Origin of the sequence: Vibrio nereis NBRC 15637 (assembly GCF_001591105.1) — a bacterium.
GTDB classification, from domain to species: domain Bacteria; phylum Pseudomonadota; class Gammaproteobacteria; order Enterobacterales; family Vibrionaceae; genus Vibrio; species Vibrio nereis.
The window spans coordinates 85,450-111,000 of the sequence record NZ_BCUD01000002.1 but is presented as its reverse complement, the minus strand read 5'-3'; the positions used below and the strand labels follow the sequence as shown (position 1 = coordinate 111,000).

The 25,551-nt window shown below is 46.5% G+C and carries 29 protein-coding genes and 1 riboswitch; of the genes, 21 read left to right on the top strand and 8 right to left on the bottom strand.

Going from position 1 to position 25,551, the window contains the following annotated elements:
* Positions 1-179: 179 nt before the first annotated feature.
* The gene (locus tag VNE01S_RS03400) at positions 180-1,064 is read right to left on the bottom strand and encodes an AraC family transcriptional regulator (RefSeq protein ID WP_053395965.1); all 885 of its coding nucleotides are present in this window, start codon (positions 1,062-1,064) and stop codon (positions 180-182) included.
* 179 nt (positions 1,065-1,243) lie between these two features.
* Between VNE01S_RS03400 and VNE01S_RS03395 the strand changes: the two genes are divergently transcribed.
* On the top strand, positions 1,244-2,455 hold the full coding sequence (locus VNE01S_RS03395; protein ID WP_053395964.1) for a sugar efflux transporter: 1,212 nt from the start codon (positions 1,244-1,246) through the stop codon (positions 2,453-2,455).
* Between the two features lie 98 nt (positions 2,456-2,553).
* Here VNE01S_RS03395 and ribB read toward each other — a convergent pair whose 3' ends face one another.
* Positions 2,554-3,210, bottom strand: a complete 657-nt coding sequence (ribB, locus tag VNE01S_RS03390; protein ID WP_053395963.1) for a 3,4-dihydroxy-2-butanone-4-phosphate synthase — start codon at positions 3,208-3,210, stop codon at positions 2,554-2,556.
* 169 nt (positions 3,211-3,379) lie between these two features.
* A riboswitch (FMN riboswitch) is annotated at positions 3,380-3,519 on the bottom strand.
* 189 nt (positions 3,520-3,708) lie between these two features.
* On the bottom strand, positions 3,709-4,068 hold the full coding sequence (locus tag VNE01S_RS03385; protein WP_053395962.1) for a DUF4870 family protein: 360 nt from the start codon (positions 4,066-4,068) through the stop codon (positions 3,709-3,711).
* A 548-nt stretch (positions 4,069-4,616) separates the two neighbouring features.
* On the opposite strand from VNE01S_RS03385, the gene VNE01S_RS03380 reads away from it, so the two are divergent.
* From VNE01S_RS03380 to VNE01S_RS03345, 8 genes are all read left to right on the top strand, one after another.
* Positions 4,617-4,964: a hypothetical protein gene (locus VNE01S_RS03380; protein WP_156309877.1), complete on the top strand. Its 348-nt coding sequence runs from the start codon at positions 4,617-4,619 to the stop codon at positions 4,962-4,964.
* A gap of 210 nt (positions 4,965-5,174) precedes the next feature.
* Positions 5,175-5,744 carry a GNAT family N-acetyltransferase gene (locus VNE01S_RS03375; RefSeq protein ID WP_053395961.1) on the top strand — a complete coding sequence of 190 codons (570 nt, stop codon included), beginning with the start codon at positions 5,175-5,177 and terminating at the stop codon, positions 5,742-5,744.
* 155 nt (positions 5,745-5,899) lie between these two features.
* Complete coding sequence (locus tag VNE01S_RS03370) at positions 5,900-6,322, top strand: hypothetical protein (protein WP_053395960.1); 423 nt, start codon at positions 5,900-5,902, stop codon at positions 6,320-6,322.
* A gap of 125 nt (positions 6,323-6,447) precedes the next feature.
* Positions 6,448-6,843 (top strand): OsmC family protein, encoded by a 396-nt coding sequence (locus VNE01S_RS03365; protein ID WP_053395959.1) that lies wholly within the window; start codon positions 6,448-6,450, stop codon positions 6,841-6,843.
* 233 nt (positions 6,844-7,076) lie between these two features.
* A complete protein-coding gene (locus VNE01S_RS03360) occupies positions 7,077-7,526 on the top strand; it encodes a GNAT family N-acetyltransferase (protein ID WP_053395958.1) in 450 nt (149 codons plus the stop codon).
* 70 nt (positions 7,527-7,596) lie between these two features.
* Entirely contained in the window at positions 7,597-7,947 is a 351-nt protein-coding gene (locus VNE01S_RS03355) for a hypothetical protein (RefSeq protein ID WP_053395957.1), read from the top strand.
* 24 nt (positions 7,948-7,971) lie between these two features.
* Entirely contained in the window at positions 7,972-8,346 is a 375-nt protein-coding gene (locus VNE01S_RS03350; RefSeq protein ID WP_053395956.1) for a GFA family protein, read from the top strand.
* Positions 8,347-8,390: 44 nt separating this feature from the next.
* A complete protein-coding gene (locus tag VNE01S_RS03345; protein WP_053396143.1) occupies positions 8,391-9,008 on the top strand; it encodes an NUDIX hydrolase in 618 nt (205 codons plus the stop codon).
* A gap of 20 nt (positions 9,009-9,028) precedes the next feature.
* Here the strand turns inward: VNE01S_RS03345 and VNE01S_RS03340 are convergent, their stop codons facing one another.
* The gene (locus VNE01S_RS03340) at positions 9,029-9,583 is read right to left on the bottom strand and encodes a TetR/AcrR family transcriptional regulator (RefSeq protein ID WP_053395955.1); all 555 of its coding nucleotides are present in this window, start codon (positions 9,581-9,583) and stop codon (positions 9,029-9,031) included.
* A 96-nt stretch (positions 9,584-9,679) separates the two neighbouring features.
* Between VNE01S_RS03340 and VNE01S_RS03335 the strand changes: the two genes are divergently transcribed.
* From VNE01S_RS03335 to VNE01S_RS03315, 5 genes are all read left to right on the top strand, one after another.
* Positions 9,680-10,126, top strand: a complete 447-nt coding sequence (locus tag VNE01S_RS03335) for an HPP family protein (RefSeq protein WP_053395954.1) — start codon at positions 9,680-9,682, stop codon at positions 10,124-10,126.
* A gap of 271 nt (positions 10,127-10,397) precedes the next feature.
* Positions 10,398-10,715: a DUF6176 family protein gene (locus VNE01S_RS03330; RefSeq protein ID WP_156309875.1), complete on the top strand. Its 318-nt coding sequence runs from the start codon at positions 10,398-10,400 to the stop codon at positions 10,713-10,715.
* A 199-nt stretch (positions 10,716-10,914) separates the two neighbouring features.
* The gene (locus VNE01S_RS03325) at positions 10,915-11,517 is read left to right on the top strand and encodes a histidine phosphatase family protein (protein ID WP_053395952.1); all 603 of its coding nucleotides are present in this window, start codon (positions 10,915-10,917) and stop codon (positions 11,515-11,517) included.
* A gap of 233 nt (positions 11,518-11,750) precedes the next feature.
* Positions 11,751-12,173: a GFA family protein gene (locus tag VNE01S_RS03320; protein WP_053395951.1), complete on the top strand. Its 423-nt coding sequence runs from the start codon at positions 11,751-11,753 to the stop codon at positions 12,171-12,173.
* Positions 12,174-12,225: 52 nt separating this feature from the next.
* Complete coding sequence (locus tag VNE01S_RS03315) at positions 12,226-12,765, top strand: hydrolase (RefSeq protein WP_053395950.1); 540 nt, start codon at positions 12,226-12,228, stop codon at positions 12,763-12,765.
* A gap of 60 nt (positions 12,766-12,825) precedes the next feature.
* On the opposite strand, the gene fdhF is transcribed toward VNE01S_RS03315, so the two are convergent.
* The gene (gene fdhF, locus VNE01S_RS03310; RefSeq protein ID WP_053395949.1) at positions 12,826-17,049 is read right to left on the bottom strand and encodes a formate dehydrogenase subunit alpha; all 4,224 of its coding nucleotides are present in this window, start codon (positions 17,047-17,049) and stop codon (positions 12,826-12,828) included.
* A 362-nt stretch (positions 17,050-17,411) separates the two neighbouring features.
* Here fdhF and VNE01S_RS03305 point away from each other — a divergent pair, with 362 nt between their 5' ends.
* The 5 genes from VNE01S_RS03305 to VNE01S_RS03285 all read left to right on the top strand — a co-directional run bounded on the left by VNE01S_RS03305 (position 17,412) and on the right by VNE01S_RS03285 (position 22,916).
* Positions 17,412-18,308: a Fe(3+) dicitrate ABC transporter substrate-binding protein gene (locus tag VNE01S_RS03305; protein ID WP_053395948.1), complete on the top strand. Its 897-nt coding sequence runs from the start codon at positions 17,412-17,414 to the stop codon at positions 18,306-18,308.
* A 2-nt stretch (positions 18,309-18,310) separates the two neighbouring features.
* A complete protein-coding gene (locus tag VNE01S_RS03300; RefSeq protein ID WP_245649866.1) occupies positions 18,311-19,309 on the top strand; it encodes a FecCD family ABC transporter permease in 999 nt (332 codons plus the stop codon).
* Entirely contained in the window at positions 19,306-20,283 is a 978-nt protein-coding gene (locus VNE01S_RS03295) for a FecCD family ABC transporter permease (protein WP_053395947.1), read from the top strand. Before VNE01S_RS03300 ends, VNE01S_RS03295 begins: the two co-directional genes overlap by 4 nt.
* Positions 20,283-21,047 (top strand): Fe(3+) dicitrate ABC transporter ATP-binding protein FecE, encoded by a 765-nt coding sequence (gene fecE, locus VNE01S_RS03290; protein ID WP_053395946.1) that lies wholly within the window; start codon positions 20,283-20,285, stop codon positions 21,045-21,047. The genes VNE01S_RS03295 and fecE overlap by 1 nt, the downstream gene beginning before the upstream one ends.
* Before the next feature lie 288 nt (positions 21,048-21,335).
* Entirely contained in the window at positions 21,336-22,916 is a 1,581-nt protein-coding gene (locus tag VNE01S_RS03285) for an ABC-F family ATP-binding cassette domain-containing protein (RefSeq protein ID WP_053395945.1), read from the top strand.
* A gap of 46 nt (positions 22,917-22,962) precedes the next feature.
* Here the strand turns inward: VNE01S_RS03285 and VNE01S_RS03280 are convergent, their stop codons facing one another.
* The gene (locus VNE01S_RS03280; protein WP_053395944.1) at positions 22,963-23,397 is read right to left on the bottom strand and encodes an acyl-CoA thioesterase; all 435 of its coding nucleotides are present in this window, start codon (positions 23,395-23,397) and stop codon (positions 22,963-22,965) included.
* A gap of 199 nt (positions 23,398-23,596) precedes the next feature.
* A complete protein-coding gene (locus VNE01S_RS03275) occupies positions 23,597-23,923 on the bottom strand; it encodes a hypothetical protein (protein WP_053395943.1) in 327 nt (108 codons plus the stop codon).
* Positions 23,924-24,116: 193 nt separating this feature from the next.
* Here VNE01S_RS03275 and VNE01S_RS03270 point away from each other — a divergent pair, with 193 nt between their 5' ends.
* Entirely contained in the window at positions 24,117-24,464 is a 348-nt protein-coding gene (locus VNE01S_RS03270; RefSeq protein WP_053395942.1) for a DUF6404 family protein, read from the top strand.
* Positions 24,465-24,553: 89 nt separating this feature from the next.
* On the opposite strand, the gene arfB is transcribed toward VNE01S_RS03270, so the two are convergent.
* Positions 24,554-24,967 carry an alternative ribosome rescue aminoacyl-tRNA hydrolase ArfB gene (arfB, locus tag VNE01S_RS03265; RefSeq protein WP_053396141.1) on the bottom strand — a complete coding sequence of 138 codons (414 nt, stop codon included), beginning with the start codon at positions 24,965-24,967 and terminating at the stop codon, positions 24,554-24,556.
* A gap of 174 nt (positions 24,968-25,141) precedes the next feature.
* Here arfB and VNE01S_RS03260 point away from each other — a divergent pair, with 174 nt between their 5' ends.
* Entirely contained in the window at positions 25,142-25,522 is a 381-nt protein-coding gene (locus tag VNE01S_RS03260; protein ID WP_053395941.1) for a VOC family protein, read from the top strand.
* Positions 25,523-25,551: the final 29 nt, after the last annotated feature.

Genomic DNA, 25,551 nt, shown 5'->3' with positions numbered 1-25,551 from the left:
ATAAATATAATGATATTGATAACCATTATCAATCAAGGTTTGTTTTTATTTTATATATGCAATGTTTGCATTTCATATTGTGTGGTGGGTGGGTAATAAGAAGGCAGAGTTTGACTTTTGATCGATATGTTTATTGCTTTTCGTCTCGTTGACTATGGGGCCCTTCTGTTTAAAACAGTCTAAAACCGACGGCGAAACGCACTAGGGGTCATCTCTTTTACCGCTTTAAACTGGCGGTTAAAATTGGATAGGTTCTGAAATCCAGTTCTTTCGGCGACGAGTGAAATGGGTAACGAGGTGCTCGCTAACAGCTCGCAGGCTTTACCGATTCGAAACTGTTTTACGTGGTCAGAAAAACTCATTCCATAGTGCTTCTCAAATAGTCGATAGGCTGAGCTTTCACTGATGTGCAGTGCTTTACACAAGTCAGATATTTTTATTGATGCGCTGTAATTCTTTTCAATAAAGCGAGTTGCACGTTCTACCTTTTGATAGGCGTCTTGGTCGCCGGAAAGTTGTTTGAGTCGGTATGGGGAGGAGGAGAGGCGTAAGTACTCGCTATCATTGGAAAGAAGCAGCAGCACTTCGATGACGCGGATCGCTTGATACTCGCGTTCGATGCTTTCTATTCCCTCCAGCAACACTGAAATCTTTTGTGATGTGTCAGCGCTGAACTTTACGCCATAAGACGCTTGCTCCAATAAGCGTTTAATGTTGCGCGCTTCGGGAATGGTCGCTTGCAGTTTTTCTATCCACGGTTGTTTAAACCAGACGATGACGGAGTGGAGTGCTTTCTCTTCACTGCCTAGTACTTTCCCCGTCAGCATATGGGGTAAGCCTGGCCCATAGAGTAAGGCGGTATTGTGGTGGATTTCGCCGATGGAATCACCGGCAAGATAGCTGCCGTTAAAAACGCCATGAGGGTCTTGATACAGCACCAGTTCGTACTCATTGTGATAGTGCCAAGAACACGAAAATTCTTCTTTATGAATCCGGCAATGGTACTCGCGTACTGTCCAGTCATTGCTGGTGGCGTTAAGAACGTTCTCAATAAATGGTTTCATGATCGTGACTCCTAGCTTGCACACTTAGGCTAGAACAGCTGTTTCTCCACTGTCAAAGTAACTCGTTATTTTGAATGATTAGTATTAGAGGTGGGTCGAATACTATCAATGGCAGAGTCGCTATTTGAGTAGACTGTGAGGGTAGTAACAAAGTGGTCATTCGCTTAATAGGAGTCTCAATGTTCAAAGACAAAACCGCTTTATTGTTTGTGTTCACCGCGTTCGTTACCGGGCTATGCGGTGCCTTTTTTTATCCACTATCCAGTTTATTTATTGTTGAAGAGTTAGGCGCGGCACCGATGATGCTCAGTGTTTACATGGTGATAGCGATTGTCAGCTCGGTGGTCGTGTCGCAGTTAATTGCCAGGCAATCGGATCGCAACTGGCCGCGAAAAACAATTTTGATTGTCTCGCTTAGCTGCTATTTGGTCACTGTCGTGAGCTTTATTTTTGTGCGTGATTACTGGCTTGCTGTGGCGATAGCAACGGTGTTCGGCAGTGTCAGTGGCGCGTCGTTTGGTCAGCTATTTGCGTTGGGGCGAGAGTATGGTGACCGCTATGTGAAAGATAGCACAACGTTTTTATCAACCATGCGTGCGGGGATCGCGATTGCCTGGGTATTTGGCCCTCCTGCGGCATTTATCTTGAAGGCAAGTTATGGTTTCAGTGCTGCATTCGGTGTGTCTGCTGCTGTGGTCACTTTAGCTATTTTAGTGATTATTAAGTACCTTCCGTCCAGCGTTGTGACGAAAGAAACCAAAGAAGATCAAAGCGAGCAACCTGTTCCGATGTCGGGGGGAATCAGCGCTATGATTGTGCTCTACTGTGTGATTGTCGTATGTACCTTTGCGGCGAATAACCTCTACATCACCAGTATGCCGCTTTACTTGTCACAAGAGCTAAAAGTGGACCCAAGTTGGTTGGGGTTACTGTTTGGCGCTGCGGCCGCGTGTGAAATCCCAGTCATGTTGAGTGCCGGCAAAATGGCAGAGAAATTTGGGGCGATTAAGGTGATGACTTTGGGTGTCGCGATTGGCTGCGTGTTCTATCTGACAATGATGCTGAACACGTCGTTCTCAGCGATGTTAGCGGCGCAGTTGCTAAATGGTTTCTATATTGGCGTGTGCGCGACACTTGGCATGGTGGTCCTGCAAGATATGATGCGCGATCGCTTAGGCACCGCGTCAACCTTGTTCTCAAGTATGATGAATATCGCCATGTTGGTCGCGAGCTTATCGGTCGGCTTTGTCGGCGAATGGTTTAACTACTACAGCACCTTGTATGTCAGTTTGGTGTCGTCACTGATTGCGTTGGCGCTGCTGGTGTGGTTCTCGATAAAAAGCAATCACGCGCAGAGTAAGCCACTCGAAGTGAGTTCTAGTGCATCCTAATTTGAGTTTGTGGCAACGCTTAGTTTTGGCTCTATCGGTAGCCACTGCTTTTTCGTGATAGCAAAAAGGCCAAGTTGATACACTTGGCCTTTGTTTGGTTAAGCGAGCTTCAGGTCAGACTGCTTCAGATACTCGACCATATCTTCAATGGTTAATACGGGCATGTTGTGCAGCTTACCGAACGCAATGATCTCTGGTGTTTTGCTCATGGTGCCGTCTGGGTTGGTGAGTTCACATAGTACGCCAGAAGGTTGTAGCCCTGCCATCTGCATTAGGTCAATCGTGCCTTCTGTGTGACCGCGGCGAGTCATTACGCCCCCTTTGCGTGCACGTAGAGGGAATACATGACCAGGTCGAGCAAGGTCAGTCGCCTTTGCCGTTGGGTTGGCTGCGGTTTTGATGGTGGTCACACGGTCTTGCGCAGATACGCCCGTCGTGACGCCAATTTTCGCTTCGATAGAAACCGTAAACGCGGTTTGGTTGGCGCTGTTGTTGTTTTCTACCATAGGTGGCAGCTCAAGTTTATCGGCTTGTTCTTCCGGCAGACACAAACATACGATGCCGCTGCATTCGCGGATCATTAGCGCCATTTGCGCGTTAGTTAGGTGCTCGACAGAATAGATAATATCGCCTTCGTTCTCGCGATCTTCGTCGTCAAGCAACAGAACGCCGCGGCCTTCTTTAAGTGCGATAAGTGCGTTTTCAACGCGTGTGATTGGGTTGCCAAATTCGGCAAGTAGTGATGACTGATTCATGGTTAACTCCTAAATATCACCAGAATCAGGGCATACATGAGCACTGAGCCTGCACACAACCTCATACGGAAACGTGGTGATTACTGTATCCAAGGGGCATGTACAATGCTGCAGTCAAAACGAAATACACCAAATCTTCTAGACCAACAGGCCAGAGACGTTGATGTGTTTTCATTCTCTCTCATCCGGACTATAACCGTCGGCTCTGGCTTCTCACCAGATCTGCTGACCTCGACGAATCGAGCGCTCGCGGGCTCACCTAGTAGGCATACCGCCGGTGGGGAATTTCGCCCCGCCCTGAGAATAAATTAAACGTTTGCTAAGTAGCGTTTGGATTCTATCGCTTCTGATAATAAAAGCAATAAAGCGAGACTCGGATTGGTAACTTGGACACGTTTAGAGACGGGAGGTGGCGAGATAGTAGGCGTTCACGTAGAAATAAACAGCGAGAAGAATGGGGTAAGCAGCAAAGGTCTTCCCCTTGCTGCTTGTGATTTATTAGTTGTAGCTTTTGTCTGAAGTGATGCGCGCTAGACCTTTTACCACTTTCCATAGCGTATAAATGAAAGCGACAAGGATCAGCAGGTAACCGACAATGAATACAGCTGTTAGACCACCAACAATACTCAATACAAGAGAAACTAAAAAGGTTTTAGTAATGTTGTCGTAGTGGTCGGCAAAACGAGTGTTTTGTGCGTCAGACTTTTTCACAATCCCCCAGATACCACCAATTAGAAAACCGATACCAGTAAAGAAACCAAGCAACATCAGAGCATAAGCCACGATGGCGTGTGTTTTGGCATTTTTGTCCGCTTCGCTAAGTTGAGCTTGAGGTTGGATTGTTTGAGTGTCACTCATTTGATAATTCCTATGTAGGTAATGACGTATATCAATGTACGCCGGTTCAATGATATATATGAAACTGGATTATATGCATTAAAAATAATGCGAGCAATGCGAAGTGATATCTCTTGTTGCTATTTAACGCCAATACAACATTTATTTTAATTTAGATATACAACTCAAAAGAATAGTGAGTAAATAACAGTCAATTAGGTTTGTGATTAAATAGTGACTTCAAATTATTATTTGATCAAATAACAATCAGGCATGTTTAGTTGTCTTATTTTTGTTCATATTATGCAGTGGGCGATAATGGTCTTATTCTCTTGGATTGAGCGATTATTGCTCATTTTTTGCGATTTATAGCCCAAATGAATTATTTTTTATTGATAGTATTAATTTTAAATTAATCGTTATTGGTGACGGGTTTCAATTTAATCAATAAAAGCAATCAAATAGCTCGTTACGGTAAAGTTCTTTATTTTTTAGTTTTGTATACTTCAGCGAAATTCTTCAATGAATATTAAAACGGTAATACGTTATACCGAGAAAGGAGTAATCAGTTGAACTTTATTAAATTTGCGTCAGTTGCAGCATTGGCAGGGGCTTTGGTTGGTTGTGGTGGTCACGGCTATGAAGGTGAATATCAAACGAAAGCGGGCTCTTCCAATGAATTTATGAACGCATTTGCGGGATCTGTAGGCGCACAAAACCTTGTTATTGGATCGGACTACATTGAATCTGAAGGTGAGCGTCACGAGTTTGAAGAAATCTTCGTTCGTGAGTCGGGTACAGACAAGTACTTAGTATTCAAAGAAGAGGGTTCTGAAGAGGCTTGGAAAATCCTTGATGAAGATACTTTGATGCAAGGCAATGGCCTAATGAACATCAAGCTTGTTCGCATCAAATAAAGCGCCTGCGTAACACCCAAACAATACACTTTTGGGTGTTACTGACCCACCTTTCTCTCCCCCTTGTTACCATCACATTCGTTTTCTACGCCGCATTCCTTTATATTTTTACAAAAGACGTGCAGACTCAAGATCTCAAAGTATATAAAAGTCCTGATATCCAGATATTGGGCGAGTCATAAGGAACATGAATAAAGGAGTCATCCGTCAATGATGGAAACGAAACGATTAATTATCAGAGAATGGAAGCCAGAAGACTACGCACCTTATGGCGAGCTTACCGCTGATCCCCACGTCATGAGGTTCTTTCCCGAGACACTTTCCAAGCAACAAAGTGATGATCAACTGGATTTGATGCGTCGCTTAATAGCTGAGCGTGGCTGGGGATTTTGGGCGGTTGAAACTAAAGACACGGCTCAGTTTATAGGCTTTGTCGGCTTGCATTATCAGGATGAAAATAGCGGCATTCCTAATGCGCCTTTTGTCGAGATAGGCTGGCGTTTAGCCTCTGAATTTTGGGGGCTTGGATACGCACCGGAAGCGGCTAACAAAGTGTTGGACTTCGCCTTTAATACGTTAGATAAGCCTGATGTTTATGCATTTACAGCGCTAGTCAATGCCCCTTCCCAAAGAGTGATGGAAAAGCTGGGTATGGTGGATACAAATCAAGACTTTAACCACCCTAAATTGGCGTCTGGTCACCCGCTTGAACGTCATTGCCTGTATCGTATTACTAAAGCGCAGTTTTGCAGCAAGGATAGGCACGCTAATTGTACCTAGTCGGTAGTGCTTTATTTGATCCAAAGCCCTATTTTATATTGAACTGATTGATTATTGTTGCTTGTTCCATCTTTCGAGTTTATAAGTGAAAAATCATCAATAACTCCATGATTATATTAGTTTCTACTAACCTTTATTAACGTGGAGATAAGGTGATGAAAAAAGACCAAAAACAAAAAAGTGCGTTGAGTTGGTTAAGATTACGTAGGCCGTACGTAGAAGCAGATTTCTGCATTACTAGCGATGAACTTATTGTTAGAAAAGACGTATATCAATTACGAAAAATCAAACAGTTAGAGGTTCGGAAGCTGGGTGTTAAAGAGAATGCGATCAATGTGCTTTCTTTAGCCTTGATGTTATCGGCAGCCACGTGGGCATTTGTTCCTCAATTTGGTTTTCTGATGCTTGCTCTGACTTCCATTTTGGCATTTATGTCTTGGAGGAAGTACGAATTACGAGCGGAGTTTGTAGGAACAGATGAATGCGGCGACCAGTGGGTGTCCATCGTCCGAGCTTGTACGGATGATGAATTCAAGGCGCTTCAAGGTGTTGAAGCTCAACTGCTTTCTAAGGTCTAACGTGATAAGACTCGTCCTCAGTGGCGGGTCTTTTTACTTATGGCATCTTTATTTTGGTTCCGGTAAGGTTGCGGGCGTAAATAATAACGACAGTTCGGTATCTTAGAGCAGACTTCGGGGGAAATATGAGTATTCAAGTGGATTGGAACAAAGAGTGCCAGTTTAATGTGACAACGAGCAATGGCTCCGTGATAGCCGTCGATTCAGAAAATAATACTGCGCCGTGTCCTACAGAATTATTGCTTTCTGCCCTAGGGTCTTGCAGCGCAACCGATGTGGTTCTTTATTTGCAAGATCAAGGAGTGGAAGTCGAAAGCCTTAACAATACGGTGACTCACACTCTTACAGACAGTGAACCTAGGCTGTATAAATCCGCCAACCTACACTTACGTGTCAAAGGCGTAGGTGTGACAGAGGCGATGGTTAATGCTGCGGCTCAGCAAGCGGTGTCTAAGTATTGCCACGTTTGTCTGATGCTACAGCCTAATATTGAAGTGACTTACTCCGTTGAAGTCATTTAAAAATTAGTGGCGATATGTCGGTGGCTATGAAGTGAAAGGGGCGACTCTTTGATGGCTTTGGTAACCTAACCATCTGGTGCTTATCGTTTAAGGAATGACTTAGCTCAAACTATCAAACTTCCAATCATTTAGGTCAGCTGAAAGCGTAGACTTTCTCACTTTTTTTCAGGCAAAGTGGTTGAACAGGAAATAAATCTTCGATCACTAAATCCTGACAAGGAGTACAAAGTATTATGGAAGTAAGAAAAGCGGATTTAAGCGATTTACCTAATTTAATCGAATTTACGGTGGAAGAGGCACGCGAAGCAGAAAACATCGCCAAGTTCCCTGATACGCTGGAAAGAGGAATTAGCGCAGCGTTAAACGACAATTCGATTGCGATTTACTGGGTCTTAGTGGATGAGAACGATTGCCCATGCGGTAATGTTTCTGCGGTAAAAGAGTGGAGTGATTGGAACGCGGGCTACTACTGGTGGATCCAAAGTATGTACATCAAGCCAGAGTATCGTGGGCGTGGGTTGATGGAAAAATTGATCCATGTTGTTGAAGAAGAAATGCTTAGCCAAGGTGGCCTAGAGCTGAGAAGTTACATTCACAAGAGTAATGAAGTCGCTAAAAAAGCCTATCAGAAAGTCGGTTTCCATGACTCGAATTATCAAATGATGGCACTTTCTACTAAATAATTAGCGCCTGGTTTGATACGCGCTGACGCACCAGCACGCCAAACGTGCTGGTAAATATGGAGGTATTTCGTTGTTTCATTTACTGAAAACGGTCACGATTATTAACCTGTTCGCTGCCCTGAGTGTATTTGTCCTCTCTCATTATGTTGCATTGTTTAAAGCGACCAATCTGATCGATTTTCTGTTCTTTATTGTGGTTGTAATTTGGGTGTTCGCCAAACTAATGTGGGAAGGCGGCATCCATAGCAAAACTACCCGCTTAGATGACACCAGAACAGACAAGGTGTACAGCATGGTGAAAGGCCATGACTTCGACACAGAGCAGCAACACCACTACCGCCAAAATTATCAAACAGGCTTTGTTTTGTTTATTGCTGGATTACCAGCGTTCATCACTTGTTTGATTTTACAATTTATGTAAGTACATCAACATAGGAGTAATGATATGGAAATCAAGCCTATACACAGAGCAAGCTGCCACTGTGGTGCTGTCGTATTAGAACTAACAATGCCAAATGGTTTGGAAGACCCAAGACGGTGCAGCTGTTCGATGTGCCGTAAAAGAGGCGCAATTGCCGCGTCTGTATTGTTGGAAAATCTTCGCATTGTTCAAGGGGAAGAAAACCTGACTCTGTATCAGTTCAATACTATGACGGCGAAGCACTACTTTTGTAAAACTTGTGGTATTTACACTCACCATCAACGCCGCTCTAATCCACATCAATTTGCTATCAATGTGGCTTGTCTTGAAGGGGTTAATCCGTATGAGTTGGAACCGGTTAGGATTGCTGATGGTATTGCGCATCCTTCAGACCAATGACCGATCAACTTGTAGTTTCAGATAAAAAACGGGGGGGAGGTAATATGAGCCAATGGATGAATTGGGCCAAGCAGTTGCAGGCGTTAAGCCAAGCAGGGAAAGCCTATTCAAAAGATAAGTTCGATCTAGAGCGTTTCGACGAAATTGCCAACATTTCACACCAAATGATCGCGCAGTTAGCGAATACGTCGGTGGAACGAGTCGAACAGCTTTTTGTGCCAGAGGCCGGTTACCCAACTCCCAAAGTGGACTTACGTGCAGGTGTGATCAAAGACGGTAAGATCCTCTTAGTTCGAGAGCGGGAAGATGATTGTTGGACCATGCCTGGTGGTTGGGCGGACGTCTGTGAAACGCCATCGACGGGTGTAATTCGAGAAGTGCTGGAAGAGTCGGGTTATCACGTCAGCCACCCCAAACTGGTGGCGATTAAAGACCGTGATGTCCATCCTTACCTACCCAAATACCCGCAGCATATTTACAAGATGTTTTTCCTCTGTCGCTTTGAGTCTGGTCAGCCACAGACCAATATTGAGATTTCAGATATCGGTTTTTTCGCCTTAGATGAGTTACCGCCGTTATCTGAAAGTCGTGTGCTGAAAAGTGATATTGAGCTGATGTTCCAACACGCTGAGTATCCACAAAGCGAAATTCTCGTCGATTAACGAGGTCAACACGCCCTAGACTATTCTTGTCGTAGAGCGTTCAGGATCTGAATGCTCTTCTCACTTGCTTCTTTCCCTTGCCCTGTCATGTACGCAGTGGTGATCGCCCCTTCTTTTAGCAGGCAAATGGCATCCAACAACAGCGGGTTATTCGTGGTCATTTGACGTTGAATTAGCTCTCGCACGGTTTGTTTGTGCTGCGCGCAGTAGCGAGCGATTTCACCGTTCACATCACTAAACTCCGCGGCGGTATTGATAAAAAAACAGCCTCTAAAATCGCCAAGTGTCGTTTCTGCGCTGTTAAACCATCGCTCAAGTGCCCTGAACAAGTCTTCTATCAGCTCCTGATCATTGTTTGAGTTGGAGATTTTCTCGTCTAACCAAGTACAAAAGATCTCGTGTCTTTGTGTTAGCGCCGCTAATACTAGCGATTCTTTACTTTCAAAGTGAGAGTACAGAGTGCGTTTAGCAACACCTGATACCTTTAGTATTTCATTGATACCAATCGAATTTATCCCGTTCTTGTAAAACAGATCGAGCGCTGTATCGATCAGTAGTTGGCGTTTTTTACTCATAATTCCCTCCTGGTTAAAAATAGTTTGACAAAAGTAGACCGACTTGTCTATTTTAATTTGTGTAGACAGGTTGGTCTACTTTTTGAGGAGGAAAATATGAATCAAGTACTTGTGTCTGTCATTGCTGGAATTGGCGCAACGTTAGCCATTGGCTTATTGTCATTTTTGGAGCTATCACTCAGCGAAGTTGCGCTTATTATGGCGCCTTTTGGGGCAACAACCGTGTTGGTTTTTGGTGTGCCTGACAGCCCGTTAGCCCAACCAAAGAACGTGATTTTTGGGCATTTGATTACAGCAATCATCGGTATTGCGTTTACCCAATATGTGGGTGTGACGCCGCTGACTTTAGCGATAGCAACGGGGCTAGGTGTAAGCGTGATGCTACTGACCAAAACCACTCACCCGCCAGCGGGTGCGAATCCAATGTTGATCATGCTGGCGGGTCAAAGTTGGAGCTTTTTATTCACCCCAGTATTGATAGGTGCAGTTTTGATCGTGTTAGTGGGTAAGAGTATGCGTCGAGTCCAACAACAATGGGCATAAGAAAGAGAATCTCCACTGCTAATTGAAGTGAATATATTTTTAAAAATTCCATTTTATAATGTAATTAATGAACCTTGATTTTATACATTAGAATTTTATCGCTTATCCTAGTGTGATAAGTAATAGTAATTTATACGCGTAAATGTAGATGGGTTCTCAGTTGAAAAATACTATTTACTCTTAGGTTTTAAATAATTTATCTCTGTAATAGATTGAGAGTTAAATATCAATCAATCGTTATTTTTTTAAAATAGGAGTATTAGTGGTGGAGATGTCTTCTGGTCTTATTAAGCTAAAAAAAGGAAGTGAGCAAGCGGTAGCAAATTGGAAGGAGGTTATGTCCTCTCGCTCTGATGAAGTGCATGATTCAATGTGTGCGGAAGAGGTACATATTGAGTCCTGGTTTGAAATCGAAGTCAACGGTGACACCTATTTACAATGGTATATGTCTGCTGATTCAATTGACAAAGCCGTCGAGATATTTCACCAATCAACCAAACCAATTGACAAGTTTCATTTGGAGTTTTTAAACGAGGTTGCCGAAGAAGGGGTGATCGTCGCAAAACCAATCATGAACTTTATTCAATAATATGATTATAGATATTCCGCTGTATTTACATGTTAAATGCAGCGTTTTTCTTTATTTACCTTGCTAGAAAATTCAAATTGCATATGTGAAACATCCCTTCAAGTAGTGTCAAAATTGACTCAAATCGTACTTTTTGCACTTATTAACGAATTAATATATTTTCCTCGTTGCGAAAGAAAAACTTCCACAGGATAAAAGAGTGACAAGAAAGATATTTGTTTTAAGGCACGGCCAAACTCAGTTCAATGCTGAACAAAAACTCCAAGGACATTGTAACTCCCCTTTAACGCCGAAAGGTGTAGCCCAGGCGCACGGCGTTGGTGCGACATTGAGTGAATATTTAAAAGGCCGAACTTACACCGTTTATGCGAGTCCACTGGGGCGTGCGGTTCAAACTGCGAATATCGTCTGTGAAGAGGTTGGTCACTCTAGCTCAAAAATCATTGAAGACGACCGCTTAAAAGAATTTTCTTTAGGAGAGTGGGAGCAAACCACTATTCCTAGTTTGGTAGAAGCGAATCCGGATCTTCTCTCTGATCGCGATTGGTATCTCAAAGCGCCCAATGCAGAATCTTACCAGTCGGTAAAATCTCGATTGCAATCATGGTTGTCTGACTTGCCAGAAACGGGTGATATTGTTGTAGTCAGCCATGCGCTAACGGGTGCGGTTCTACGTGGAACATTATTGAACATGACCTATGAGCAAGTTTGGCAACAAGATCTGCCACAAGACGCGTTTTTCATGATTGAAAACAACACCATGACAAGAGTGGACTGCTTGGTTGAGCTTTCAGCCGCTTAACCTTTCAAGTGGCGTCAGTGTTATCGGGGTCGCAACGGCCTCCCCTGACGCTACTTCGTTTACTTTCTCTCACCTTTGGCTTTCTCTCCTCTACTATTCGTTTTATCTAGCCTGCTCAAATAAACAACACTGCGTACTAGCATGAGCCTTCTTTCAGGTCTAAGGTGATTTAAGTACGTTTCTACCTAAACCGAAATGGTTTTAATAGGGTAGAAGATTGCAAGGAGGCTAGTATGAATCACAAACACAGCGGATCATGCCTGTGCGGTGACGTTCAATTTGAGCTGGTCGGGGATTTTGAAAAATTCTTCCTCTGCCACTGTCAACGTTGCCAAAAGGGTACGGGTTCTGCCCATGCGGCTAATCTGTTCTGTCACCCTAAAACGTTCACTTGGTTGAAAGGGCAGGAGTTAGTTAAAGCCTATCGTCTGCCTGACACTCGTCACTCCAAAAGCTTTTGCTCTCAGTGTGGGTCGGCGGTTCCGACTTATGTCGAGAAACTTGGCTTAGCGGTGGTGCCTGCGGGTTGTTTAGATACACCAATCTCGAAGAAACCCGACGCGCGTATTTTTGTCGGTAACTCAGCAAGTTGGACGAAGGCATTAGATAATATTCCAAGCTTCGACCAGTTTATACCTCAACCTGATAGCGAATGAGTACAAACGTCATCTTATTATTCAATTGGCTAGAGTGATACAAGGAAAGATTATGTTAACCAAAGACAATACCGGGCTTATCGTTGTTGATATACAAGGCAAGCTGGCTAGGCTGGTGCACGACAGCGAGACACTGATAGCAAATAGTGCCAAGCTGATTAAAGGGGCTCAGGTTTTAGGTTTACCCATTTTATGGCTGGAACAAAACTCAGAAAAACTCGGCCCGACGGTGGAAGAGTTAGCAAGGTTGCTCGAAGATCAGCAGCCGATCGAAAAGTTTACCTTTGATGGCTGTGCAGAGCCGAGTTTTATGCAGGCCGTCCGTGAGAGCAATGTAGAAACTTGGTTGGTATGTGGCATTGAAACGCATATTTGCGTCTATCAAACGGCTTCGAGTCTGAAACACCAAGGGTATGAAGTTCAATTAGTGCAAGATTGTGTGTCGTCACGTACGCCAGAAAACAGGCAGCTTGGTATCAGCAAACTACACAGCCATGGTGTCGAACTCACCGGACTGGAGATGTGTTTGTATGAGCTGGTGAAAGACTGCCGAAAACCAGAGTTTAAAGACATTCTTTCGTTGATTAAATAATGTACTTAAGATGAAAAAGCCAGCTCAATGCGAGCTGGCTTTGTTTTTTTTAGGCGCTGATTAATGTGCTTCGAGTTCTTGCGGCGCACTTTCAGACAAGGCTTCCACTTTGACCGCCGCCACTTTGAACTCAGGGATCTTAGCATGAGGATCGGTGGCTGAGGTGGTTAAGCGGTTGACCGGTGATTCGACAAAATGGAATGGGATAAAAATCACCCCTTGTTGAATCCGTTTGGTGACAAACGCATCGATTTCAATCTCACCACGACGGGTCGAAACACGCAGCCGCTGCCCGTTATTAATCCCCAGTGCTTCGGCATCCTGCACGCTGATCATCGCTCTTGGCCCAGCCAGTTTGTCGAGTCCCTTGGTTTTGCGCGTCATTGTCCCAGTGTGGAACTGTTCCAGCACGCGTCCGGTCGTCAATACTAAGGGGTACTCTTCGTCCGGCAGTTCAGCGGCATAGCGGAATGGCACACCAACCATCTGCCCCTTACCACGGGTAAACTGAGTTTGGTGCATGATGCGAGTACCATTCGGGTTGTTTTTGTTGCTCGGCCACTGCACACCATCTGGCGTAATGCTGTTCCACAGTAATCCGGCGTACTGTGGCGTAACACGCGCGATCTCGGCGGTGATGTCGGCAACCTTGTTGTAATGCCAGTCTCCGCCCATCGCATTAGCGATTTGTTGGATGATCCACCAGTCTTCTTTCGCTTCGCCCGGCGCTTTTACTGCTGGGTTAATGCGTTGTACGCGGCGTTCGGTGTTGGTGAAATGACCTGATTTCTCAGCAAACGAGCATGAAGGCAACAGCACATCGGCGTACTGTGCGGTTTCAGTCAGGAAGATGTCTTGTACCACCAAGAAATCGAGTGCTTCTAACCCTTCGATGACGTGTGCTTGGTTCGGGTCACTTAAGACCGGATTTTCACCCATGATGTACATGCCACGAATTTCGCGCTTGCACGCTGCGTCGATGATTTCGGTCAGGGTTAACCCCGGCTCATCCGGTAGATCGGGCGCGTTCCATTCAATCGCAAACTTCTGGCTGACCAGCGGGTTGTAGACCTTTTGATAACCTGGGTAGCAGTTAGGCAACGCGCCCATATCACACGCGCCTTGTACGTTTGACTGACCACGCAGCGGGTTAATCCCACCGCCTTCGATGCCAATGTTGCCGCACAGCAATTGCAGGTTGGCAATCGAGCGCACATTGTCGTGACCCGTTGTATGCTGAGTAATGCCCATGGAGTAGTACACCGCGGTGCGTTTTGCAGTGCCTATCATCCGCGCCATCGCGAAAATATCATCGGCGCTCACTCCTGTCACCAGCGCGACTTTATCTAACGCGTAGGCAGGGGACATCACTTCTTGTAGCAGCGTATCAAAACCGTCGACACGGTCTTCAATGTACTCAAGGTCATACCATCCGTGCTTGATGATTTGCTGCATTACGCCGTTAAGCAGCATCACGTCAGTACCCGGTCTGTGGGAGAGATACAACTCTGCGTGCTCCGCCATATCAATGCGTTTTGGATCGGCAACAATAAGCCGAGCTCCGTGGTGGCGAATTGCTTGCTTGATGTGTGACGCGATGATCGGGTGTGCAGAGGTGGTATCTGAGCCGATGATAAAAATGACGTCCGAGTGCTTGATGCTCGGAATGTCATTGGTCATCGCGCCGCTACCTAACGAGGCTTCTAACCCAGTCACACTGGAGGCATGACATAAGCGCGCACAGTGGTCTACGTTGTTGGTCCCTAGTTCACGGCGAATGAATTTCTGGAACGCGTAGTTATCTTCGTTGGTGGTTTTTGCCGATGAGAAGCCTGCTAATGCATTGCCTCCAAAGCCTTGTTTAATCGCGGTAAACTTATCGGCAATTAACTGAATGGCTTCGTCCCAGCTAGCAGGTTGTAGCCAGCCGTCTTTGCGGATCAGCGGCGTAGTCAGGCGTGCATCGCTGGCGACAAAGTCAAAACCAAAGCGGCCTTTCACACACAACATACCTTGGTTAACTGGCGAGTTGGTCCCCGTCACATAACGGATAGCATTGGCGGCTTCGTCGACGTGCATGGTGAGCTTGCAGCCCACGCCGCAATAGGTACAGATGGTATCGACTTTTTTCAGCGTCTCACTGCGACCTTGCGATTTATCACGGCTATCGACCATAGCGCCTGTCGGACAGGCTTGTACACACGCGCCGCATTGCATGCATTGTGAATCGCCCATCGCCACTTTGCCGTTCTTGTTAGAACCAAAGTGCGGACGGTCATCTGGTCTGAGAGCGGGGCGACCATGTTGGTCGGTGACAAAGTTGAGCACGCCGTGCACCGCTTGTTCGCGGCAAGCCTGAATACACTGACCGCAACTGATGCAGCGGTTGGCGTCAAACTCGATAAACTGCGAACTACGGTCAACCGAGAATTTATGCCGTGGGTCTTTGGCTCGTAAGCTCAACCAGTCTTGGTGGTCTTGGATTTCCACCGAGTGGTTAAAGTGTTGCTCCGCGCCATACTCGGTTGAGTAGTCACGCAGGTCACAACTGGTATTGGCCTGACAACCACATTCCAAACAGCGCGCAGCTTCTTGGATCGCGTCATGGTTATCAAAACCTAGCTCGACTTCGGCAAAGCTCTGTTCTCGCTGTGTGGGCGTCAGCTCTGGCATGATGGTGCGAGCAACTTTCTGAATATTCTCAAACTGGAGTGGGTCGACCTGAGAAAGCTTTTTCTCTTTGCGCGAGTTGAACGCCGGTCTTGGCATGTCCGCCATATCCCCGTTGAGGAACAGGTCGATGGCTTTGGCGGCGATTCTACCGTCGCCGACTGCTTCTACTGCGGTGGCTGGACCGCGGCGAAAATCCCCGATACTGAATAAATTGCCTGTACCTGTGTGCATGGTGAAATCGTCGGATTCAGACGTATTCCAGCGCGTGAGTGGAATCGACAAATCGTCGTTATCCAAAAAGCTTAAATCGGGCTTTTGCGACACCGCGGCAATCACAGTGTCAAACGCTTGGGTGAAGTACTCGCCGGTTGGCTCAGGGCGGCGGCGACCGGAAGAGTCGGGTTCACCTAAAGCCATACGCTCAAGGCGGATCGCCTGCACATGGCCGTGTTCGTCGGCGAGGTTTTCTGCTGGATTGGTCAAGAATAAGAAGTTGACCCCTTCGTGTTCTGCTTCTTCGATTTCGTAATCTTCCGCGGGCATTTCTTCGCGGGTACGGCGGTAGATAAGCGTGGTTTCAGCGCCTGCTCGGCGAGCGGTTCTCGCGCAGTCGATCGCGGTGTTACCGCCACCGATTACCGCCACTTTTTGACCGGTTTTGTATTGCTGCTCGGTGACGTAGTCTTTGAGATAATCAACGCCCAAGTAACAACCTTTCAACTCACTACCCGGGTAATGCATTTCGACCGCTTGTGACGCACCTACGGCGAGACAGACGGCATCGTATTCTTCACTCAAGCGTGACAGAGTGAAGTCTTCGCCGAGTTTCTGATTGGTTTTGATTGTCATCCCGTTGCGACACATCAACTCGATCTCTTTGTCGAGGATATCTTTTGGCAATCGGTACTCAGGAATGCCGTAGCGCAGCCAACCGCCAGCTTTTGGCATCGCCTCAAAAACGGTGACTTGGTACCCTTCGTTCGACAGATAATAACCTGCCGTTAACCCACCAGGACCGCTGCCAACAATCGCAATCGAATACGGTTTGGCTGGTTTTTTCTCGGGGACGTACGCTTCGTGCGCAGCGAGATCGGCGTCTGCGGCATGACGTTTCAGCTGACGAATGGCGATCGGCTCATCGACTAGGGAACGTCGGCATTCACTTTCACAAAATGCCGGGCATACTCGGCCAATCGATAATGGCATTGGCAGGGTTTTCTTGATCACCTCAATCGCTTTTTGATGGTCGTTTTGCGCGATGAAGTAGAGATAAGATTGGATGTCGACACCCGCAGGACAAGCGGTTTTGCATGGCGCTTCACAATCGGCGTAGTGATCCTGCATGATGCGGTTCAGCGCTTGTTTACGATGCGTGCTGAGTGCGTCTGACTGTGTTTTTACATTCAATCCGCGGTAAACGTTCAGTTCACAGGCGCGTTGCATTCCGCCGCTTTCGACTTCGACCACGCACAAATCGCACGGCACTTTTTCGTTGGATTTGTTTAATCCGCACAGTGAAGGGATGTCTACACCACAGACTTTGGCGGCCTCAAGTAGCGTCGAGCCTTCTTCAACAATTCGGTATTTTCCGTCGATGATGATTTCAATCATGTCATCCCTCGCAGATTTAATTAAACCATACATTTTATAAGGATAACCTCTCGCATGGAAAGTTCGTGTGACAAAAAACTCACTATGCAGTTAATTTGGTTAGGTTAATAAGTCGCTATGTCTGGTTAGGTGAGGTTAATTCGCTAATATGAGGCTCTTATCAAGCCACTTTATTGATAAGCATCAAATCAGCTTAGATACACCCCTTTAGGGGTAGGTAGGGTACGCCGATCAGCGCGGAATATAGCCAAAAGGCTGAACAGTATAGGAACGCGTGTTTATGAAGTGTATATGATTTTGATATTGATTCTCATTATTTAATTGAATAATATTCGTGCTGCTCATTTGTAACGGATATTATTATGACTAAAGGATTTTTCACCAAACTTCTCATCGCTTTACCGCTGCTTTTTTCTGGCTTTTCAAATGCCAATGAGCGCACCATTCAAGATGAACAAGGTGCGTTCACGATTTCTGGTACTCCTCAACGTATCGTTGCGCTCGAATTTTCATTTGTTGATGCACTTGCTGCCGTTGGCGTTTCACCGATAGGTGTTGCAGACGACAAAAACAGCGATCGTGTTATCCCCTCTGTTCGCGCTGCGATCCAACCGTGGACATCAGTAGGTATGCGCCCTCAGCCGAGTTTGGAAGTGATCGCAGAGCTGAAACCAGATTTGATTATTGCCGACGCAGAGCGCCATACCGCGATTTACCAAGACCTAATGCGTATTGCTCCGACGCTAATACTGAAAAGCCGTGGTGAAACCTACCACGAGAACCTTGAGTCGGCGCAATTGGTTGGCATTGCGGTTAATAAAGAGCAAGAGATGAAAGCGCGTATCGCTAAGCACAAAGCCGTGATGGCAGAATACAAAACCCACTTCTCTAGCCAAGATACGATTCAATTCGCGGTTGTGACCGATAAGGGAATGTGGATGCATGGCCCGGCGTCTTACGCAGGTGGTGTGATCAATGAGCTTGGCTTGAATAGCCCAATTCCGAACCAAACGGAAAAAGCCTACTTGCCAACCAGCTTTGAGCAATTTTTGAAAGTGAACCCTGATTGGTTATTGCTGGGTGCTTACACAGACCAAACCGTTGTCGATGAATGGAAGAAGAACCCTTTATATAAAATGCTAAAAATTAGCCAGAAAGAGCAAGCGGTTAACGTGCTGCCTGCCTTATGGTCGTTGAACCGAGGTATGCTAGCCGCAGAGGGGATCGCGAAAAATCTAGAGGAAATTTTGGCGCAGTAACCATGACAAGTTCTATTCAAAGGCTGACCACATGGGCGTTTTTAGCCGGCATACCGATTGCCGGCTTTTGCTTTTCTATGATTGCATGGTCGAGTTTTTCTCTTTCTTCCCATCACCTGTTTGGTTACCTGTATTCGTTTGATGAAACGAGTATGGAACAACAGATCCTAGCGACGCTGCGAGCACCGCGGGTATACGCGAGCCTGCTGATTGGCGCGAACTTGGCAGTGGCGGGGGTGTTAATGCAAGGGCTAACGCGCAATCCACTTGCGTCTCCTTCGATCCTTGGAATCAACGCCGGCGCTGCGTGCTGTATGGCACTGGCGAGTGTCGGTTTTGCTTCATTGCAGTCGGTTCCAGGTGTGGTAGTTGCAGGATTGGGGGGCGTTGTCAGTGGCGCGTTGGTTATGATGCTAGGCGGCTTCTTCTCGGCTCGGCCACATCCGTTAAAGCTGGTGTTAGCCGGTATCGCGGTGAATGCATTGCTGATTGGTGTGACTCGTGCTTCTGTCATCTTGGCTGACGACATGGCTTATAGCGTGATCTACTGGTTGTCGGGCAGCGTATCTAATATCGGTTGGGAACAATGGCAGCAACTGTGGCCAACCAGCTTGCTAGGGTTGGGGGTGGCGATGGCGATCGCTAAGAATTTGAACCTACTTGCTCTGGGCGATGATGTTGCCACTGGTCTGGGGCTCGACATTCGTCAAACACGCATATTTGCTTGTGTGGCTATTGTGCTACTTACGGGCTCAAGTGTGGCGGTAGCGGGCCCGATTGGGTTCGTAGGGTTATTGATCCCGCATATTGCTCGCAAGCTGGTGGGCAGTAATTTCTTAATTTTAATTCCGGCCAGTGCCTTATGTGGCGCGGCATTGCTCGTCTGGGCCGATGGTTTTTCTCGTTCCATTGCTTTTCCGACCGAAACCCCGGTCGGTGTGATCACCGCGCTATTGGGCACGCCGTGTTTCATTCTTCTCGCGGTAAGGAGCAAGTTATGATCTCCTCAATTAATACGCGTCTACTCACCATTTTGGCGATGGTTCTGACAGTTGGTTTTAGCAGCTTATTCATCGGCGCGGTGGATTTAAACCTCACTCAAGTCAACCATACGCTGTTTAACGGCGGAGAGTTTGATTTCATCATCAATCAATATCGTCTGCCACGTTTGATTTTAGCCATTGGCGTTGGGGCTGGGCTCGGGCTTTCAGGCGCATTGGTGCAGGGAATTATCCGCAATCCACTTGCATCACCCGACTTAATGGGGATCAGCGCAGGCGCAGGGTTGGCGGCGACCGCGTTGCTGGTTTACATGCCCCAAGCGCCACTGTACATGTTGCCACTGAGCGCCATGCTTGGCGGGCTTTTTGCAGCGGCGCTGATCATGGGTTTAGCTTACTTTTCACACCCAACGCCTGCACGTTTGGCCCTGATTGGCATCGCAATTAGTGCCTTTCTAAGCAGCGGCATCGATTTTCTGATGATCATCAATCCGATTGAAATCAACACTGCCATGGTCTGGTTAACTGGCAGCCTGTGGGGGCGTAATTGGGATCAAGTGCCGTTTATTTGGTGGACATTGGCCATACTGGTGCCGTTTGCCTTCTGGCTAGCGTGGCGTTTAGACATTATGGGCTTAGGAGAAGAGGTGGCAGGTTCACTTGGCATCTCTCCAAGTAAAGTTCAGTTGATGGCTTTGGCTTGCGCGGTGGTGCTTGCCAGCGTGAGCGTGTCTGTGTGCGGTACTATCAGTTTTGTTGGCTTATTGGCACCGCATTTAGCGCGAATGTTGTTTGGTCACAATCACAAATTGCTTTTGCCAAGTGCAGCGATGATCGGCGCGTTACTAGTGCTCGTTTCTGACATTCTTGCCCGTGGCCTTCAGCCACCGATAGAGCTACCAGCAGGGGTACTCACCTCGCTGATTGGCGCACCTTACTTTATTTTTCTTCTTCAACGTTATAAGGGCTGGTAATGATCTCAACACAAAAGCTCTCTGTCGCGTACGGCGATAACACCATTATCGAAAATCTCTCGCTCACCATTCCGAAAGGCAAAGTGACCGCCCTAATTGGCCCGAATGGATGTGGCAAATCAACCTTGCTGAAAACCTTATCACGCATCAACAAACCCAAAGCGGGTGAAGTGTTTATTGACCAACAACCGCTCACTCGCATTAAAGATAAAGCCTTGGCACAGCGGTTGTCTCTATTGCCGCAAGTATTGGTTAGCCCAGAAGGTATTACCGTGAGAAAGTTGGTGGAGTACGGCCGCTCACCGTATGTGTCGCATTGGGGCAAACTCTCTAAACAAGATAAAGAAATCGTTGAGCAGGCGATGGCTGAAACGGGTGTGCAGGACTTGGCTGAGCATAATGTTGAAGCACTTTCCGGCGGGCAAAGACAACGTGCCTGGATTGCCATGGTGCTGGCTCAGGATACCGAGATAGTGATGCTGGATGAGCCCACTACTTATCTTGATTTATCACATCAAATCGAATTGATGTCGCTAATGCGTTCGATGAACGAGCAGGGCAAGACGGTCATTGTGGTGTTGCATGACTTAAACCAAGCGTGCCGTTACTGTGAGCATCTGGTGGTGCTTAAAAAAGGTCAGCTTGTCGCGCAAGGATCGCCAGAGCAGGTCTTTACCGAGCAATTATTGGAAGAGGTGTTTGCATTGGATGCGGTGGTGGTGAGCGATCCTGTATCCAATAGCCCGATGTGTGTGGCTAAATAGCCTGTTATGTTTTGGGGAAGCACTTCACCTTCCCCAATTCTAAAGCTTGTTTTTTGTACGAAATATCACCTATACTCGCCTCATCACTTCTTTAGGAGATTACGCCAACATGAACAACTAACACCTGACATCCATTTTTACTTTTATTAATCGGATTTACAGGGTTAGTCGGCGTAGCTTCGTTCCTCGCTTCATTGCGGACACAGAACTTCCACATTACTTCATTTTAAGCGCACCCAGCGCCTTTCGGTATTGCTACGCGTAATCCTGTTCTACAGGAGGCAAACTATGCCATTGCTACAAGCAAACCAGATCAGTTATCAGTTTGATAACGGTGACGTTCTTTTTAACGACATTTCATGCACCTTGACCCAGCGTCGTGTGGGGTTAGTGGGGCGAAACGGTGTCGGTAAATCGCTACTGGCGGCGTTATTAACCAAACAACGGGCGCCAACACATGGATGGGTCGAACTTTCTACCAACATCGCTGTGTACACTCAACAGCCGTCAGAGTTGTTATCCAGCGAGATGACCATTGCACAGTTTATGAAAATCGACCACGTGTTAGAGGCTATACAGCGCATCGAATCTGGCGAATGTGATGAGAAATGGTTCGACATCGTCGGTGAACGCTGGCAGCTTAATCAGGCGTTAAATGAACAGCTCTCTGACTTAGGGTTGCCAGAAGACCCCAACTTTCTTTGCCAGCAATTAAGCGGCGGCCAGTTGGCGAGGCTCCAGCTGTGGCAGTTGTTCGAGTCACAAACGGGGTTGTTGGTATTGGACGAACCCTCTAATCATTTAGATAGCCAAGCGCGCGAGTGGCTGGTGGCACAGATCCGCGCTTATCCAGGAGCAATTCTGCTGATCAGCCACGATCGCCAATTATTGCGTGAGATGGAGCATATCTGGGAGTTGAGCTCGCTTGGCTTAACCGAGTACGGCGGCAATTATGATTTTTACCGTAAACAAAAGGATCAAGAAAGCGAGGCGGTCGAGCGGCAACTTCACAGCGTGCAGAAAGAGCAAAAACGATTGGAAAAGCAAGCGCAACTAAACAGAGAAAAAGCCGACCAGCGCGCCGCGCAAGGCAACAAGATCCGCAGGAAAGGAGGGCAGCCGAAAGTCTTCCTAAATGGTTTACGCAGTATGGCAACTGCCGCCGCGTCTAATCGGTCAAAGAATGAATCCAGCCGACGCCAGTTATTGCAAACCAAGCAAAACACGTTACAAGCGAGGCAAGAACAGCTAAAACCACAAAAAATGCATTTGACCGCGCAAAGCCATGGCGGCAGCAAGTTACTCTCTGTGGTTAATGGTGTTCTACCAGTCGGCAGTTCACGTCCGATTAACTTGCAGATACAGGTAGGCAGCAGGCTGCGTCTTAGTGGCGTGAACGGGTGTGGTAAATCAACCTTGCTCAAGGTTATTAACGGTAAACAGAAACTAGAAAGTGGCGAGATACGTGTTAATGGCAGTGTGTTCTACCTCGATCAGCATTTTGGGTTGTTGGATGACTCGCGCTCAATGCTCGAAAACTTGATGGCGTTTTGTTCTGGTTTAGCCGAGTGGGATGCGCGTACCTTATTGGCGGGCATTGGCTTTCGCCGCGATAGCGTGTTTCGCTTAGTGAGCCAGCTCAGTGGCGGTGAGAAAATGAAGCTCGCGATGTTGGTGGTAGGCCATCAGCCTGACTCACCGTTATTGCTGCTCGATGAACCCGATAATCACCTCGACTTAGACTCTAAAATTTTGCTCGCGCAAACTCTAAAGCAATATCAGGGGGCATTTATTCTGGTTAGCCATGATGATGAGTTTGTTGCAGATTCTGGTATTAGCGAGAGTTATCAATTAGAAGCCGATGCGTAATGGACGCTATTTCGCCTGCCAAGTGCAGGTGAAATAGCGTTTTGGGTTATTCTGCGCTGGCTTCAAGATCCAGAATCGATTGCTTAATCTCGTCTGGCAGTTTCGCCTTGGTGTTGTTTTTAAAGTCAAACATCACTCCAGTTGCATGGCCAACGGTACTCACCTTGCCCAGCTTTTTGCTCACAATGCAGTATTCCATCGTAAAGCGATCGTCTTGTATATCAATCACTTTGGAGCCAATCAGCAAGGTATCGGGATAGGTGATGGGTAGCTTGTAACGGCAGTTGGTTTCGCTTAGTACAGGGCCAATCTGACTTTGTCCCAAGTTCACCAATAAGTTGATGGCGTTGAAATACTCAAGTCGCGCCGTTTCGAAATAGCGAAAGTAAACCACGTTATTAACGTGTTGCAGTGCATCCATTTCACCCCATGCGACAGGAATTTCGGTGATGACCGGAAACCCTTTCAGCAAGCTTTCCATAGTTCTTCCTTGGTTGATGTGTAAGCTGAGTTTTTATTCTAAGATTCAAAAATTGTCTTGTGGGCAAAATGTTATAGAAATGTGATCTTGAGATGAAAAGAGACACTGACGGTATACCTAACACTCCCACGCTTTAACGATGAGTAGCACCGCTAAAGTGAAAGGTACAAAGTTGAGGATAAATAATGAGTAGTGAGAACTAGGGGTTGTCGCTCAGTTCCCACATTTTGAGGACATGACTGGTATCAACACATCGACCCATCAAAATTTGATATTTGGGATCGTAGGGATCACCAATATAAGTGGTGCGGATCAGTTCACTGGTTCTTAGATCCACCTGTGTCACTGTACGGCCGATAAAATTCTGAAAAATGGCAAACTGGTTGCTCTTGTAGACCATCTGCTCTTTATAGAACCAAAAATTATCAGCCGTGTTGAGTAAATGGCACTTGAGCGGAAGCGCGCCTGCATCGACCGTTGGCGATGGTGTAGATAGCAGCAGTGCGTATAGAATTAGGGTGTTCATGTGGTTGTCCTTTTACCACGTTCAATATTAAGTTAATTATAGATAGCGCGCGCTGCTTTGCAGAAATGGCGGAAGAATTCGTAACAATTCGATACGACTTTTCAGGTATCACTGCGTTAAAAATTTGAAATGACTCGAAACTGTTTTGCAATAGTTGCAGTACACTCCCGTTTTTATTGATAGAAAAATAGTTATGAGTTACGACACTAAAATGGATAAGGCGGTAGATGAGCTAGAGCGCGCTGGTATTCGTTCTTCAAGCCACCATGCCTTTTCCCACAAATTTTTGCGCAAGTTGGGCGTGAAAGTTAGGCCTTCTTACTACGAGCCAATTTGGCGCAATTTCCTTGTTTTAGGCGTGGAGTTCTTTGTTTTATTCTTCATTTTCAGCGTGATTTTCCGCTATGACCCACCCACCGACACTTACCTAACACTCGCAAACGAAGTGATGATGGGCACCAGTGCGTACGCCTTATTGATGAGCATGTATTACATTTTCATGGCCAGACGCTGCAATTTAAGCAAGTGGGAAAGCCTTTAATTACTTTACATGTGAGGGGAAGAGCGAAGTGACACTCCTCATTTGGACTGGGCCTCAACTCATCGAGTTGAGGCTTTTTCATGTGCGAATTAGTGTTTTACACGACCGCGCAGCGATTTGGTTTGCGACTTGATGTTTTTGCCTTTTAGGCGGCGTTCTTTCGAAGCGCGGGTTGGTTTGGTCTCTCTGCGTTTTTTCTGAACCACCATCGCAGAGCGAATCAGATCGGCCAGCCTATTTAATGCATCTTCTTTATTCTGCTCTTGCGTACGAAACTGCTGCGCTTTAATGGTGATCACGCCATCTTTGGATATTCTCGAATCTTTTAGCGCTAGAACGCGTTCTTTATAGATATCTGGCAATGTGGAGTGCTTAACATCGAATTGAAGATGTATGGCTGAAGAAACCTTATTAACGTTCTGTCCCCCAGCGCCTTGTGCGCGGATCGCGGTTAATTGAATTTCCCAAGCTTGCAGGGTGACGGTGTTCGATATCTTTAGCATAAGGTGGCGAATTGGGTTCGTGTTGTAGAGATTCAATGGCCATTCTATCGCATATCAAAGGATGGGGTCGCGCTTTTATTATCAGTGAGAAAGTGTGCAAATAGTGCGCATGGTGCTGGCAAGTTATTGGTGTTGGACTAGGTTTAAAGCGACGGCACGAAACCAGGAGGCCACATGAATACGAATCCAGTTTGTTGGTTTGAGATCTATGTTGATGATATGGATCGAGCAAAAGCATTTTACGAAGCAGTGTTCGAAGTTACGTTAGAAAAAATTAATGATGAAGCCAACGTTGGCGTTGTGATGTGGGGCTTTCCTTCATCAATGGACCAGTATGGCGCGACGGGAGCACTGGCGAAGATGGAAGGGGTTCGATCGGGCGGCAATAGTACCATGGTGTATTTCACTTGTGAGGATTGCGCCACCGAAGAGGCTCGCGTTGTCGAAGCTGAAGGAAGCGTTGAACACTCAAAATTTTCTATCGGTCAGTACGGGTATATTTCAATTGTCAGTGACACGGAAGGCAATATGATCGGTTTGCATTCGATGAAATAGTTGATGCTGACTGATACACGGTCTGGCCT